Source organism: Acidocella sp. MX-AZ03 (assembly GCF_027626035.1).
In the GTDB taxonomy this organism is placed as follows: Bacteria; Pseudomonadota; Alphaproteobacteria; order Acetobacterales; family Acetobacteraceae; genus Acidocella; species Acidocella facilis.
In genome coordinates, this window is the sequence record NZ_CP110774.1 from 1,886,731 (window position 1) to 1,902,033 (window position 15,303).

At 60.9% G+C, this 15,303-nt stretch carries 12 protein-coding genes; 1 reads left to right on the forward strand and 11 read right to left on the reverse strand.

What is annotated here, in order from left to right; genetic code table 11:
* Positions 1 to 89: 89 nt before the first annotated feature.
* The 4 genes from GT370_RS10515 to GT370_RS10530 form a co-directional block, all read right to left on the reverse strand.
* A complete protein-coding gene (locus GT370_RS10515; RefSeq protein ID WP_008494677.1) occupies positions 90 to 1,436 on the reverse strand; it encodes a tyrosine-type recombinase/integrase in 1,347 nt (448 codons plus the stop codon).
* 356 nt (positions 1,437 to 1,792) lie between these two features.
* Entirely contained in the window at positions 1,793 to 2,194 is a 402-nt protein-coding gene (gene vapC / locus GT370_RS10520; RefSeq protein WP_008494675.1) for a tRNA(fMet)-specific endonuclease VapC, read from the reverse strand.
* Positions 2,194 to 2,418 carry a type II toxin-antitoxin system VapB family antitoxin gene (vapB, locus tag GT370_RS10525; RefSeq protein WP_039885345.1) on the reverse strand — a complete coding sequence of 75 codons (225 nt, stop codon included), beginning with the start codon at positions 2,416 to 2,418 and terminating at the stop codon, positions 2,194 to 2,196. Before vapB ends, vapC begins: the two co-directional genes overlap by 1 nt.
* Positions 2,419 to 2,497: 79 nt before the next feature.
* Complete coding sequence (locus GT370_RS10530) at positions 2,498 to 3,943, reverse strand: DUF6880 family protein (RefSeq protein WP_008494673.1); 1,446 nt, start codon at positions 3,941 to 3,943, stop codon at positions 2,498 to 2,500.
* A 160-nt stretch (positions 3,944 to 4,103) separates the two neighbouring features.
* Between GT370_RS10530 and GT370_RS10535 the strand changes: the two genes are divergently transcribed.
* Entirely contained in the window at positions 4,104 to 4,880 is a 777-nt protein-coding gene (locus tag GT370_RS10535; RefSeq protein WP_270183043.1) for a site-specific integrase, read from the forward strand.
* Here GT370_RS10535 and GT370_RS10540 read toward each other — a convergent pair.
* The 7 genes from GT370_RS10540 to GT370_RS10570 all read right to left on the reverse strand — a co-directional run bounded on the left by GT370_RS10540 (position 4,804) and on the right by GT370_RS10570 (position 15,303).
* Entirely contained in the window at positions 4,804 to 9,753 is a 4,950-nt protein-coding gene (locus GT370_RS10540) for a DUF4011 domain-containing protein (RefSeq protein ID WP_205619797.1), read from the reverse strand. The two genes, GT370_RS10535 and GT370_RS10540, sit on opposite strands and share 77 nt — an antisense overlap.
* A 432-nt stretch (positions 9,754 to 10,185) precedes the next feature.
* Positions 10,186 to 10,833, reverse strand: a complete 648-nt coding sequence (locus GT370_RS10545) for a UPF0149 family protein (RefSeq protein WP_144052887.1) — start codon at positions 10,831 to 10,833, stop codon at positions 10,186 to 10,188.
* The gene (gene tnpC / locus GT370_RS10550; protein ID WP_008495811.1) at positions 10,788 to 12,335 is read right to left on the reverse strand and encodes an IS66 family transposase; all 1,548 of its coding nucleotides are present in this window, start codon (positions 12,333 to 12,335) and stop codon (positions 10,788 to 10,790) included. Before tnpC ends, GT370_RS10545 begins: the two co-directional genes overlap by 46 nt.
* A 41-nt stretch (positions 12,336 to 12,376) precedes the next feature.
* A complete protein-coding gene (gene tnpB, locus GT370_RS10555; protein ID WP_144052888.1) occupies positions 12,377 to 12,766 on the reverse strand; it encodes an IS66 family insertion sequence element accessory protein TnpB in 390 nt (129 codons plus the stop codon).
* Complete coding sequence (gene tnpA / locus GT370_RS10560; RefSeq protein ID WP_083878915.1) at positions 12,763 to 13,203, reverse strand: IS66-like element accessory protein TnpA; 441 nt, start codon at positions 13,201 to 13,203, stop codon at positions 12,763 to 12,765. Before tnpA ends, tnpB begins: the two co-directional genes overlap by 4 nt.
* A 494-nt stretch (positions 13,204 to 13,697) precedes the next feature.
* Positions 13,698 to 14,474 carry an ADP-ribosylglycohydrolase family protein gene (locus GT370_RS10565; protein WP_270184383.1) on the reverse strand — a complete coding sequence of 259 codons (777 nt, stop codon included), beginning with the start codon at positions 14,472 to 14,474 and terminating at the stop codon, positions 13,698 to 13,700.
* 406 nt (positions 14,475 to 14,880) lie between these two features.
* Entirely contained in the window at positions 14,881 to 15,303 is a 423-nt protein-coding gene (locus GT370_RS10570; protein ID WP_008494669.1) for a hypothetical protein, read from the reverse strand.

Genomic DNA, 15,303 nt, shown 5'->3' on the forward strand with positions numbered 1-15,303 from the left:
GCCAAGCGGATCGCTTTTCAGCCAAGCCTGCGCCCGGCTTTCAAAAAGCGGAGTCATATGCAGCATTTTTTGCGACGGTTCGACCGCCTCTAATCGGCATCCTCACCGAGCACCTCGGCTCTACCCATACCGCTATCACGCGTACTCTTTCCGACAGTGGCTTTCGGCCTTCCCTTCGCGGTCTTCTTGCGCACGACGTTGATGGCGGCGGCATCGAGCGTGTTCTTCAGGTGGATGGCATAATGCTTCTCGATCATCTCGACGCTGGTGCGGCAATTTTTCGCCACCTGATAAATGTCGGCACCCTCCATCAGCCGCATGCAGATATGGGTATGGCGCAAACTGTAAGCCGTGCGAGCCTTACCATCGCGGTCGATTTTCAGCCCGGCGCGCTCCAGAAGATTATTGAACAGCTTGATGTGATTACCGGGGAACACGAGATCCGTCGGCTTTGGATATTCAGGCTCCAACACCACAGGTACCGCACCGCCGGCTTTGCGCCGTAACTGCCGTTCGCGGCGTGACTCACTATGCACGGGCTTGGCCCGCGCCAACAACCGCTCATACACTCGCACGGCGCCCGGCATGCTTTTGCAATGCCCCACACCACGCTTACCGCGCACCTCAATTTCCAGAATATCCGTCTTACCCGCTTCATCATTCGCAATCGTCACATCCCGGTGCTGCAGATTAAACGCTTCATCCGGCCGCAGCCCGGTATTGGCCATGAACAGCACAAAATCGTAGACCTGTTCGGCATTCCACCGGTAATGCGCCCGCTCTGGCGCTTTCGCATTGGCCCGCGCCGCTTCGTACAGCTGCTTGTATTCCTCAGGGCTGAACCAGGGCCGATGCGTGATTTTACCCTGCGTGCGATAGGGCGGGGTTAGGTCCGGTAAATGCTCCAGCCAGCCATGGCGGATGGCAGTTTTCAGGACCATGCGCAGGGTTACCACCTCATCATGGAGGGTGCTGCGCGCCGGCGGCTTGGCCTTCGGCCTGTGCTGGCTCTTCGATTGCGGGTTCGGTGCGGCATAGGTCGTCATCCGGTGCACCCGGTATTCCTGAACCTTGCCGGGCGAGACCTTGTCGAGCGGCAAGGCACCAAAGAACGGCACCAGATGCACCCGCAACCGAATGCCGTGGCTCTCGGTCCATTTCTGGGACCGCTCACCCTCGGTGATTATCCCGTATTCCTTGAGGAATTGATCCGCCGCCTTCTTGAAGGTCGGGCGGTCATTCAGCACACCGGCCTGGCTCTGGCCGTGCAGCTTGAAGTACCAGCTCTCGGCGGCTTTGGCCGCCAGATCCTGGACTTCCTGTTTGGTGGAGAACTGGCGCTGCTTACCACCCACCGAGGCTCTGGCCTGCCAGAACCGGCTATTGCCGCGCTGATAAATCTGGACCTTTCCGCCCAGCAGATCGACCGTCGACATGACGCCCCCTTTGCGCGGATTGCGCTTTGGTTGAGGATCAATGGCTCGATATCGACCATAGGCTATCAGGTTCAGGATTTCGAGTTAAATTACCCTAACACTGCCCTAGGGCGCCACAACACATTAAAGCCGCCTTTCGGCGGCTTTAATGTGTTGATTTAGTTTAAAATTCTGGTTGCGGGACCTGGATTTGAACCAGGGACCTTCAGGTTATGAGCCTGACGAGCTAATTAGTAAACTATTGTTCTATATATACTATAGCAAGATATTTTGGTTTATGTGATAAATAACGCGCTAAAATCGGCGAAATCGTTACGGTAAATTCTGAAAAATGTGCTAGCCGGCGCGCTGCTCGTCTATACCAGCCAGTCTTCAGACCTTACCCCCAAAACACGCTGGAACTCCCCCAGATTACCTGTGACGATAATCAAGCCTTTGCTGCGTGCATGACCGGCGATCATCAGATCGTAGGGGCCGATGACATTGCCTCGCCGTTTAAGATCGCCGCATATCTCAGCTGTATGGGCCGCCGCCTCACTGTCGAAAGGCAGCACTGTCAGGCGCCCCGCAAAATGCTCGACCTCGCGACGGATGCGTGGTGGATCGTTCGAACGCTCAGCGCCATAAAGCAATTCATAGAGAACCACATCCGAAAGGCATAAGGCTTCGGCATTAGCATTGAAGCGTGCCCTCACCCCCTGCGGACGATCCCTGAGCACACGGATGCAGAGGTTGGTATCGAGCATGTAACGCAACATCAGAAATGCTCACGCTCCTGCGCCATTGGCTGGACACGCTCGCCAAGATCAATCCCCGGCGCGTCAAAGAAATCATCCCAAGCCGCTTCGGCGGGCGCGATGATCCGGCGCGGGCCGTCGGGAACGATGACCACCTCGCGCACCCCCTCGGAAAATGCCACCGCCTTGGGCAACCGCACAGCCTGCGAGCGGTTGGAGAGAAAGAGTGATGTTCGCGCGAGCATGAGAACCTCATATATATCCAAGACGGATATACAACATCAGCTCACCTCATTTCAATCGTTTTTGAAAGCTCACTGCCCCTCAGTCCACCAGGCTCCAGAACGAGCTCTTGCGGCCATGCTCGCGACGCAGTCGCGTCACGTAAGCATCGTGCGGTTCCAGGCGCCCAAACGTCTTGATCCCGGCGGACAGGCTGGCGCAGCTCAGCAAATGCCGGGCGGCGTGCTTATAGCGGCTGGACCGGTTCTGGATGAGCGCGAAGTCGATCATCGCCCGCAGCACCAGCACGGCCGCCAGATCATGTTTACCCGCCAGCGCCTCGGCGGCGGGGGTGAGAACTTCATAATAATCGCCATCAAGCTCTCTGGCGCGGTCCAGCACCATCGCCGCCGCGCGGTTCAGGTCCGGCCATGAGATCAGGAAGCCAAGCGCCCGCGGAAAATGATCGTGTTTCTTGACCAGATCGAGTGCCTTCTGCTCCGCCTCGACATCGTCGAAATCAGCCAGACGCTTCAGATAGTCCCGCAAATGCGAGGGCGATAGTGCGCGCTCAAAGCAGCGCCAGCGTGCGTCCTGGGCCTCGATGGCGCGGCCCATCGCCTCCAGAACCGCGATGCGGGCATCCTCCCACTCGACCTCCAGCCGATCCTCCCGTGCGTGCGGGCGGGGTACGGCTGCCTCGATGGCGCTCCAGGCCTCCTCCAACCGCCCTGCCGCCAGCAGGCGCTGGGCGATCTTGGCGGCGATGACCGGCACCTTGCGGGTTTTAACATCGTACTGCGTGATGAAAGCGTCAACGTCTCCTTGGGCGTCGGCAATTTCCTGGAGGGCCAGCTTTACCGTGCTGACGCGGGAGCTTTCTTCCATCTCATCCTGATAAATTGGCCCGGAGGCGCCGTAGCCGATCCTGATCCGGTCTTTCGCCGCTGGTGTCTCCACCGGGCGGTTCGACAGATCAGTCATGAGCTGTTTCAGATGATCCAGCCCCGCCTGTCCCAGCGCCTGGGCCAGAGCCGCGATAAGCCCATCATACTGGCCATGATTATTGGCCAGAAGCGCCGTGAAGCTCTGCTCCGCCAGCGCCTGGGGCGAAGGCTTGGCCAGCACGGCGATGGAGCCGAGATCCTCACAGGCCTGGTGAAAAATCGGGCTGATATGACCATTGCTGTCATCGCAACGCGAAAAGACCGGATTCGCCAGCTCCATGAAGCGCCAGAGCAGGTCGAGCGCTTCCGCCGGGTCACGCTGGGCGATAGCGCCGGCAATGGCAGCGCGCTGGGCTTCGAGATCAGCCGCCAGGGGCTTGATGGCGTGCCAATCGACGAAACTCCGCGCCCGGCCTATGGCGGCAAGGCGCTTGCGGACCTCCTTGCCCAGTTCGGCCGGGCTTTGCGCCCCCGCCAGCTCCATCCGCAACCTGCGTTTCGCAACGGCATCGCCAGCGCTGATCTCAATCAGCAGCGCGGCGAGACGTTCGGCCCCGAGCGCTTCCAGGTTTTTGGCGTTCAGCGTTGTCGTCTTGGCCATGCGGTGTCCATCCAATGTCATAAGCAACATTACTTTGAACCGAATCGCAAGATACGATTCAGATTCATCGACCTTCCAATTTCAAAAGCCTCGCGACCTCAGCCAGCTCCCATTGCAGACGGGCCTCGTCAGGTGCTTCGAACATGATATGGCCATAGACATGGTGGAACAAGCGCTCGAGATCCTGCGGCGCTACCCGCCGGGCGCTCGTGATGGCCAGAGCCTCTGGGTCAGACCAGCCGGGGGCCCGATCCGGAAAGGTAAGCGCCGCGGCCTGTCGAAGCTGCCTTCGGATTGGCGGGGGCAAATGCTATTCAGATCCGGCCTGCCGCTGGACATGAAGGTGCCGCTGATGATCGCCGCGATCACCGGCCTGCGTCCGTCAGAACTGGCCAGAAGCGTCCTTGTCGACGCCGGACCGGACCAGATTCGCATATCCATCCAGGGCGCCAAGGTCACCGAGACCTCCGGCCAACCGCTACGCCGGCTGAGTTTCGACGCCGGCACCAGGATCGCCAAGGTGCTGCATATACTGGCGAGCAACCGAGGCGGACAATTCCAGGTGGCCATTCCTGATCCCCGCGCCTTCTCCGACACGGTCAGGCGGCTTTCCCGCCGGCTATTTCCCGCGGCCGGCTATGTCGCCAGCCCCTACAGCTTCCGGCACGCCTTCGCCGCAGATCGTAAGGCGGAAGGGACGAGCCGAGACGAGCTTGCGCAGATGCTCGGCCACGTCTCAGAGCGCTCCCAGCAGGCATATGGAGTGGCTAGGCAGGGGCGTATGCCGTTGGCGCCGGTTCAGGCTGTAGCGGCCAGCCGGGCAGTTGTTCAGCGGGTAGAGCTGAAGCGCTGGGCCGCCGCTAAACAGCTGGATCAGCCGGCGCCGCCTCCTGGGCCAACAAGTGACGGTTTCTGTCCGCCTCCAAATGCGCCGTGATCGCATCATGCAGTTTCTGCGTCGCAGCCTGCTTATCCACCCACCAGTCGGTGGACCAAACCCGTAGCAGCGTCCAGCCCAGCCCTTCCAGAATGGCCTGGCGAACCTTGTCGCGGTCACGCGCTGTGGCTGCGCTATGATAGGCTGCGCCATCGCACTCCACGCCCACCAGATAATCACCCGGCCGATCAGGATGCACCACCGCCAGATCGATCCGGAAGCGCGAAACGCCAATCTGCGTCACGATCTCCCAGCCTTTGCGGGTTAAGGCCTCCGCCACCGCCGCCTCGAAGGGCGAGTCAAAGCCGCCCAGCGAGCCCTGCACCGCCTCCACCAGCGCCACCGGCCCGCGCTCGGCAAACTCGATGAAATGTTTCAAATCGCGCACCGCCCTGGCACTGGTCCGGTTAAGATCAACCATCGAGGCATCGAAGGAGGTGAAAAGCACCATCTCGCCCCGGGCGCGGGTCAGCGCCACATTCAGCCGGCGCCAACCGCCCTCGCGGTTCAGCGGCCCGAAATTCATTGACATGGTCGGTGCCCCCGCTTCGGTCGGGCCATAGCCGACACCAAGCAGGATCACGTCTCGCTCATCACCTTGCACGGTTTCCAGATTTTTCACGAACACCGGCTCCAGTACGCCATCGCCGAAAAACGCTTCCAGCTCCGGGTTTGCCTGGCGGGCTTTGTCCAGCAAGTCCTCAACCAGCCGCTGCTGCTCGGCATTCAGCACGATGATCCCCAGCGTCTTGTCGCTGCGCGCAGGATCGCTGAGACGCGCCACTGTCTCCGCCACCAGCGCCTCGCCCTCCGCCTGGTTTGTCCGGCCGTTTCCCTTGGCATAAACACCCGCCACCCGCCGCCAGGACACCGCACTGGCCCGCGTCACTGCAGCCGGGAAGGTGATGAGGCGGTTATCGTAATATCGGCTGTTCGAGAACGCGATCAGGCTTTCATGGCGGCTGCGATAATGCCATTCCAACGTATGCTGCGGGAGGCCGGCGGCCAGGCATTCCTCCAAAATGCTCTCGGCATCACGCTCATCGTCGCTGACCTCGTCATCATCCTGGCTGCGGCCGAAGAAGTTTGTCGGCGGCATCTGCCGTGGATCCCCGGCCACCACTACCTGCCGCCCTCTGGCCATCGCGCCGATCGCATCCCAAGGCGCGATCTGGGATGCCTCGTCGAAAATCACCAAATCGAACAGCGGCTGCTCCGGCGGCAGATATTGCGCGATGGAAAGCGGGCTCATCAGCATGCACGGGGCGAGCCTGGTGAACGCCTCGCCCATCTCGGAGGTCAGCTGGCGGATAGGCTTATGCCGCTTCTGCAACTGTAGCTGATGCTTCAGAATACCATAGCCGTCCTTCTTGCCGACATCGTTCTTGTCCGGAATCTGGCCGCATATGCGCGCCCGTGTGTAGCGCACAGCCAGCGACGCCAGCCTGTCCTCCAGCGCGCGGAAGCGGCCAATATCACTACCATGCACATCCGGCACGAATTCCCGCAGCCGCGGCTGCGCATCGATCAGCCTTGCCGCAAACCAACGCGCATACGCCGTCTCGAACAATTCCGACAAATCAGCAGCATGATGCTCCCTGCTCACCGAGACCAACGCCGCGAGCCCGGCCTGCCGTGCCTCTGCCTCTACCCGCAGCCAATTGCACCACGGGTTCAGACGGGTGGGATGCGCCAGCAACGCCGCCGCCATCAACCCAAGCTCGTTCAGCCCAGCCCCAGCCTCCATATCCGCCAGCATGGAGAGCTTCGTCACCAGCGCCTGCATCCGGCCTAAGGCGGCGACACAGACGCCAAGCGCACGGGCAATCCGACCTTCGGGAGCCAGCAGCTCATTGGCTTCGACCACCAGCATGCGAATTTTCTGCCGGCGCTCCGCCAGCGCGTCCGGGTCCAGCGCGCCGACGGCTATCGCACCGCGCAGCCTGTCAGCCAGTGTCAAAGATGCTTCAATCTTGCCGATATCGCTACGCAGCCCTGCCCAGCCGGGCACGGCATGCAGGCCGTGCGGCAAAGCAGCGAGGTCGGCTGCGAGCGCCTGCAGGCGCCGTAGCTTGGGCAAGTCGTCCGCCGGCGCCGGCGTTCCTGCTGCTTCTCCAAAGGCCGCAAGCTTTGCCGCAACCTGTTTCTTCGCACCGCCTGCGAACAAGAAGAATTTCTTCATGGCCGCTTGCCATTCCAGTTCCAGCACCGCCACGGGCACAGCCGCCACGTTGGCGAACGGTGTCGAGAGCTGAGCTTCCGCCGTCTGATATGCGCCAAGCAACCGCCCCAACTCTGCCGCCGCCGGCGCCAGCGCGGCATAGTCCGACGCGAAGGCAAAGCCGAGCTCATGGCCGTGCGCCTGCAGCAACCTCTCAACCAGCTCGCATAGGGCGGCAATGCCCGGCAGATCATGCGCCGGCCCAAGCTTCACCGCCTCCTGTAGCCCATCGCGCGCCGCCAGCAGCTCAGCCAGGCAAGTCGGGAAAGCCTGCGCCGCCTCCAGCATCTCTGCCTGCCAGCTGTTTGACCACTCCATCCGTCGCACGGCGGAAAACGCCGCGGGCAGACCAGCCACCTGCGCCGCACCGATTTGCAGGCGCCTGACGATATCTCGCAGCCGCGCCAGATCCGCCTCGTCATGCACCACGCTCTCCGGCCAGGAAAGACGCGGCGCCGCTACCCCCTCATTTTTTACCGCCAGACCGATCGCCCGGTGCAGCGTCATGCCGTTCTCCTGAACGCGATGCAGCAGCCCCACGAACTCGTTCAGCCTGTCGCGCATCACCCGCAACTGCCCGGCCTCGCGCGCCCACATCTCAGGAGAAAACCCGTCACGCTCATCCCAGGCGCGTTCGAGCTGTTTCAGCACCTCCAGCTTGTTCGCCTTGTTGGAATGCAGCTGCAGACAAAATACCCCCAGCCCTTTCTCCTCCAGCCGGCGATGCACCACGTTCAACGCCGCAATCTTCTCCGCCACAAACAGCACCCGCCGGCCCAAGGCGAGATTATGCGCGATCATGTTGGCGATGGTCTGGGACTTGCCGGTGCCTGGCGGCCCGTCCAGCACGAAATCGCAGCCATTCGCGGAGGCCACGGTCGCGGAAATCTGCGAAGAATCCGCCGGCAACGGTAGGAAAAGCTGGGCCGGGTCGAGCTTGCGGTCCAGCTCCTCGGGCTGCGGATAACTGCCGCGCGACTGATAACGTTCCTGCCCGCGCTCGATCAGATGCTTCACCACCGGACTTTCGCTCAGCATCGCGGCGCGGTCAGCCATGTCCTTCCACATCAGATATTTGGCAAAGGAAAAGCTGCCGAGCATCACCTGTTCGGTGACCTCAAACCCGGCCATGTCACGCACGGACCGGCGCACCAGGTTGAAAACCGCCCTTACATCCACGCCCTGCCCCGTCGCCGGCACCGGCAACGCGCCAGAGAGCCCAGGAATCTCAAGATTGAAGTCATGCCGCAGCAATTCGAGCAGTGTGAGGTTGAAGCGCGGCTCATCCTCATGCGCCGTCATCACCACGCCGGAGAGCGCGTTTTTGCGCTCCAGCCGAACCGGCAGCAGCAGCAGCGGCGCCCGGTAAGCACGCGCATCACCCGCAACCTTGCGCCATTTCAGGAAGCCAAGCGCCAGGAACAAGGTATTGGCGCCGCCCTCTTGCAGATCACTGCGCGCGCCGCGGTAGAGGTCCACCAGCTGCGCCTCCAATTTCGCCTTGTCGAGCTCGCAGAGGAGCGTGTTCTTCTCCTCCAGCGCCATCTCGGCCATCTGCTCTTTCAAATTTTCCTGGTTCTGCGCCACGAACAACGCCTCATCCCGGCCGGCGACGGTCACCAACGGCATCGCCGCGAAATGGATCTTCTCGCCGGCGGCGAGCTTCTCCTCCAGTCGAAAGGGATGCTGGCAAAGCGGCCGCACGGCCTTGGCCGTGTCTGAAACATGCAGCAACCGGTTGCGCGTCGTCAGGTCGAGCAGCTTGCGCTGCCAGTGCGCCAGCCGCCCCTCCGGCGTATTCGGGACAAACCGCTCCTCATCCATCGCCGAGGACACAAAATCCGGCGGCGGCAGATCCAGCCCGATCGAGACTGTCTTCACTTCGGGCACAGCCCGCGCAATAACCTCGTCCCCGCTCAGAGGACGGATGCGCATCATCCGCGTCCGCCTGATATCCAAGGCGGCCTCAAATTTTCTATCCTGAGCCTCCTCGATCTGCTGGTTTCCCCGGGCGATCGCGGCCCGAAAACTTGCCGGCGGCTGGTGCGTGATCATCGTGGTTTCGAAGACGACCAGATCCCCCAGGGCGACATGCTTACGAAGCCGCTCGGCGTCGTCCGCGGACATGTCCGGCAAAGTCATTCGCCGCAGCCAGACACCACAAAAAGCATGGCCCTGGGTTAAAATGATCAGCGGGTGGAGATTGGCCTGTTCCAGACAGGCCGCGAACAGCATCGAGGTATCAAGGCATGTCCCGATGCGCCCATCGACCAGGCTGCTCGGCGAGCGGATCTTCTGACCCGCCGCCTCGAAACCGGCCGGCGGCAAGGCATAGCTCAGGGCAAGCCGTGCAATCGCCGTCCAGATGGCCGAGGCGAGGAGCCAAACCTCCTCTGGGGTGCGGTCATAGCCATTGATCGCATCGGGCTTGCCATCTGTCCGCAGGATCTCGGATGCCGCGCTCAAAATCCGGTCGACCGCCGGGTCATTCGGCATGCAATAGGCCGCCAGCAGCCCCAGCGCCCCCATGCCGCCCCAATGCATCCGCGGCAGACACTCCACCTCATACCGCGCCGTGGCGATTTCGTTGTCTCCGGCGGTGAGCGAAAACCGCAGATCGCCGCGCACACCTTCATTGAGCCCCGCGAGCATGCCCCCGTCCAGCTCGACCTGCCGATCGGCAACATGTATCAGCGCGCCAGGCACCAGCCTCTCAAACCGCCAGCTACGCGAAGAAATAAAACCGGGGCTGGCCGTGAGCGTCAGAACTACTCCTTCGATGGCCGCCTCGCCTGAATTTTCAATTTGCAAGTCGAGAATCAGGGGAACAGCATTCTGATGCGATGCAAAGCCGATTTTCGGCTGCACCACGGCCTTGATTACGCTCATATATCCCTCGCCCTGCATCAAGAGCGTTGAGCGTAACAAACCCTGTCCTTTTTACGCAACCCTGGATGACCTTGCCTATGGTTCTACCAGTCGTGATGGGCGTCTTCGTCCCGTTTCGGCTGCCACCGTCCCGTTCTGCATAGTGAGTAAATTGTGAGGTAACCGATGTGAGCCCCCCACGGGCTATGCTGTGATCTACCGTGAGGCTTCGGCGACGCGCTGTGGCATCCAGAATTCTCTGATTGCGGGGATAACGAGCGGGATGTCGTGGTAGGCGGTTTTGAGGTAGTCTTTTGTATTGATGCCGTTTGGCGGTGGGTTGATTGGCGCGCCGATCTGGTCGGCACAATAGAGCATGATCGGTAACATGAGGCCGCATTCGATACCGCGTGCCTCGCGCAGCGGCGCCCAGGCGCTCCATCGCAGCTTCATGGCATGGGCAAATCCCAGGCACCATGGTCCGGCGAATACGACGCCGGCGTCGGTGCGTTGGAAGATTGGTGCGTATGTTTGTGGCGCGGTCGAGAGGGTTTCGCTGATGGCGTTATGCCTGGCGACGATCGCCATAATGGCCTTGAGTGTTTTGCTATGCGCGGTGGCGATATTGCCCTTGGGTCCAAGCAGATCAAAGAACCATTCATCTGGGGAGATCGAGGAGGGACCAACGACAATGGCGGCGAGATAGCCGTCGAGCATCGAGACGCCATCGATGACGCGGTTCTGTTTCTCCAGCCAGGCGTCGAGCATTTCCATATCCATCGCACTGTCAGCCTGCGCGGTTCGGGTGCCAGCCTGCCTCATGCCGCAATGGCCTTTTGGGTCTGCGCCGCCTTCCAGTTCCACGGCAATAATTCGCCCAACGCATTTGCCTTCGTCGTGCCCGAGACCATCCGCTCCAGCACATCGGTGAGATAGGTCTGCGGATCGAGATCGTGCAATTTTGCCGTGTTGATGAGAGAGGCCAATATCGCCCAGCTCTCACCGCCGCCGGCGCTGCCGGCGAAGAGAGAATTTTTTCTGCCCAAGGCAATGGGCCTGATGCTGCGCTCAACGATGTTGCTGTCCACCTCCACCCGGCCATCGTTCAGGAACACGCACAGCCCGGCCCAATGACCCAGCGTGTAGCGGATCGCCTTGGCCAGCGTGGATTTGGCCGAAGTTTCCGCCAGCCTGTCGAGCAGCCAAGGCTTGAACGTCTCGAACAGCGGCAGGGTTTCCGCCTGGCGCACGGCCACGCGTGCTTCGGGGCTGGTGCCGCGGATACGCTTCTCGATGCGGTAGATTTCAGCAATGCGCAGCAACGCTTCGGCGGCGACCGGACAATCCGTTGCCTTATGCACCTCAAAAAACTTTCGCCGTGCATGTGCCAGGCAAAAAGCCAGCGTCACAGGGCCGCCGGCACGGCCGCGCCGGGTCAACCGATTATATCCGGCATAGCCGTCAACCTGCAGCACGCAAGCTTTGCCCGCGAGATGTTCCTCGACATGCTGACCTTTGCGATCCTCTGCATATAAATACACCACCGCCGGCGGCAGTGCTCCGCCCCAGGGGCGGTCATCGATCGCATAGGCCCAGATCCTTGCGATGCGCGTTCGTTTGCGGGTGCGATCCTGAACCGGCAAGGGCGTGTCATCGCAGAATAGTTTTGGCGCGCTCAAAACGATGGCGCTCAGCAATTCATGCAATGGCTTGCACCACCAAGCCAGCCGGGCGACCCAATGCACCAAAGTCGAGCGGTCGAGCATGATCCCCTGGCCGGCCAGCATCTGCGCCTGCCGGTTCAGCGGCATGTGCCAGGCGAATTTCATCACCGCCACATGCACGAGCAGCGCCGGGGTCGGCAGCCCGCCATCGACCGGTCGCGGCGGCGCCTTGGCCTGCACCACTGCCCCTTCACAAGAGCGGCAGCCATAGCGCGGCCGGTGAATGCGTTTTACGCGTAACACTGCCGGAACCACGTCGAGCATTTCGCTGACATCCTCGCCGATCACATGCAGCTTGCCCTGACAGCAAGGGCAAGCCTTGCGCTCCGGCTCGATCGTGATGTCCACCCGCGGCAGATGCACCGGCAGCCCGCCAATATTGCGCGCCGCCTTTCGCTGCGGCGGCCGGTTTGCGTTCGCCGGCGTTGGCGGTTTGGCGAGTTCCACCGGCGTGCCGGAAAGGTCATCCAAAGCGAGCGGTAACTGGGCCTCGGGCTCAACTTGTTTCTCGGATCGTGCACCAAACAAGGCCCGCTTCAAAGCCGCCACAACGGCCCGGAGGTTCTCGTTCTCCGCCCGCAGGGCTGTATTCAATGCCAGCAGATGCGCTGGATCATGCGGGGAATGTTGGTCATCCGACATGCACGCAAGCTACCAAACAGGCCCGCTGTGCCGCCAGCAAATTACAGCAATTTCTGCGAATTTTCCGCCGGGATCGAGGGCCTCACCAGCGCCGGAGAGCGTGCTGCAATCTGCGTCCAATCCATGCCAGCAAACAGCAGGCGTATCTGCGCGGGGCTCAGTGTGACGGCCCCGTCCTGCACCGGCGGCCAGGTAAATCCGCCTGCCTCCAATCGTTTGGTCACCAGGCAAAGCCCCGTGCCATCCCAAAGCAGCAGTTTAAGCCGGTCCGCGCGCTTGGCCCGGAACACGAAGACATCGCCCGCAAATGGATCGGCCGCCAAAACTTGCGCCACCAGGGCAACAAGACCATCCATGCCTTTACGAAAGTCGACCGGCTTGGACGCCACCATCACCCTTAACCCCGGCCGGGCCGGAATGCCCAGGATCATCGGGCTGGCCCGATCAGACCAAGCACCTGCCGCAAAACAGCCTGGTCAACCGCGCCTTCCACCCGGATCCGGGTACGCCCGATCTCTATCTCAATCGATCCCACGGCTTGATCCCGGGCCGAGGGCGGTCCAGCCGGTTCAGCCATAGGGCAACCAGCCACATCATCCACAATGCGCAACGGAACAAAATCCCCCGCCATCGCCAAATCATTCATCGCCTGGCGACGCCATGTCCAAAGTAAGCCCCGGCTCACCCCATAACGGCGCGCAACCTGCGTAACCACGGCACCAGGCGCAGCACTCGCGGCAAGAATCTCCGCCTTCTCCTCCCGCGTCCAATCCCGCCGCCGACGCCGCCCGGTGATCAGCTCAACACGATGGTAGCCATTGTCCTCATGACTGTGCTGATGTCTGGCTTTAGGACCGTCATTATCCACAATATCGCCCCACACAAATTCAGGGGCATACTGTCCAGTAAATCAAACCGCGCCGCGAGGTGGCGGACTCGCATCGGTTACATTGTGAGTAAGCGGCTCCACTGAGCCTGCAAAAACACCAAAATTTCCAATGAAATCAATGGCGTGCCATTCGCCATGAAAGCGATAACTGGAAGGCTTTGAATTCGTTATAAAAAAAATTTCGACTACTACGCTTAACCTGAACTTACCCGCAATCCGTCCTTTTCGAAAATTCGTGGAACCATGGAATTACTTTATGGGTGCCGCGTGTTTTGACGTAAAAGAGGATCGGACGCGGTGTGAAACGGCGATATTCTGCCCACCGAGCCCAGCTATTTCGGCTGGCGCAATTGTGGGGTTCCGGCAGGCCCCATCACCGCGTCTGTTTGCTCATGCGCTGTGTAACGAGGATGCAAGTCGCAGGCTGCTTCAAGACCACCGCCGCCGCCCTCCCCGCCGGAATGCCAAGCTCGTTATCGCTCCTGCGACAAGCGGTAGAGCCGGCGTCCCAAATCGATGATATCATCGCGCCAGATGAGGGCGTCCAGCCATTCGGTCGGGATGCCGCTCATCCCATAATGGGCGCCAGCAATCTGCCCAGCGACCGCCCCGACTGTGTCGGCATCGTCACCCAAATTCACCGCGCGCAGAACGATGGCTGCAAATCCGTCAGCGGGTGCAAAAGCCCACAGCGCTGCCTCGAACGTATCCAGCACATAGCCGGTGGATTTCACATCCGCGAGCGCACGGGACGCGATCATGGGGGACACGATCTCGACCGTCTCAGCATGGATTAACCGGAAAAGACATGTCGCGAGATCGGCCGCTATGCTTCGGCACGTCGCATTGCGATGGGTGAGATCGCTCTGGCGCTGCGCGATGTGCACCGCCGCCGCCATTGTGTCTAAATGCGCCAACACCGCCGGGGCCAGGCGCATGATGCCGCCATTGCCGGCACTCCACCCTTCATGTTCCGGAAATGTTCCGTGGTCTCGCCATGTGCCCAGGGCGCTGGCTGTCTGGTTGCCAATGTCAAAGCAATCGCCTGTATGGCTGAAATGGCCGTGCTGCCACCAGCTTAGCCAATTATTCATCAGCGTTGAGGCATCGCTCAAAGTGCGGTCCTGTAGCAGCGCCTCCCCCAGTGCCAGCGCCATCGACGTGTCGTCTGTCCAGCCCCCAACCGGCATATTAAACGCACCGCCACCGCGCATGCCGGTGACGGGGTAAAGCTGCCACGTGGCCTGAATTCGACAGAGGTGCCGAGTGCATCGCCGACAGCCAAACCAACCAACGCGCCCACTGCGCGATCTTCCAGCGTGCCAGGTTCAATCATGCGGGTCATTCGGAATCCACCATAGAAAACAAAAGAGTAAGCTCTTTTAAGTCTATTCAGACCTTGACAGCCAATTCATATTTCACCCGTGGCGATTTCAAGCCCGGCGATGCCATTCATTTGCACCCACGCGATGCTTGGCGTTCCGTCAATAGTGCCTGAATGGACACGACACAGGTGGCTAAAGTTGAGTCGCCAGTGGCGAATGGCTCTCAGAGCGCCATCCCTAATTACCATAAAAGGCCGCCTCATTCCCGCGTGGGCGGGGAACGCGCTGTCGAGCGTGAAACCCCGCGGATCCCCTGGGCTGAAACAGCCTCTTACTGAAGCGTCTTCAGAAAACTCTTCTGATAAGAGACGAACGCAACCAGGCACATCAGAACGACAACCCCGAAAGCCAGAACGAAAAGTTGAAATTCGGCGGCCTGAACCAGGTACGCCGTCATCACGAGGAGCACGCCCAAGGGTATATCCAGTGCCATCAGAATCTTGAGAATCAGAACTGGGACCTTCCCGTAGTTCCGCAGCGCGGAGGCCCAGAATGTCAGCGGTATGGCCAGGATCCAGAACAAAGGCTGAGCCTGGGGAAACGGATTTGGCGGCGTCAAACCCAATAACATCAGGCAGAGCGCCAATGATGCCAGATAAACCGCCACCGAGCAGATGAAGGTCGGTATGTCGCGCCTCAGCCGTTCCCATTCCGGGCTGCCGTTGCGACCTTTTTTCACGCGCGCCTGCGGCAT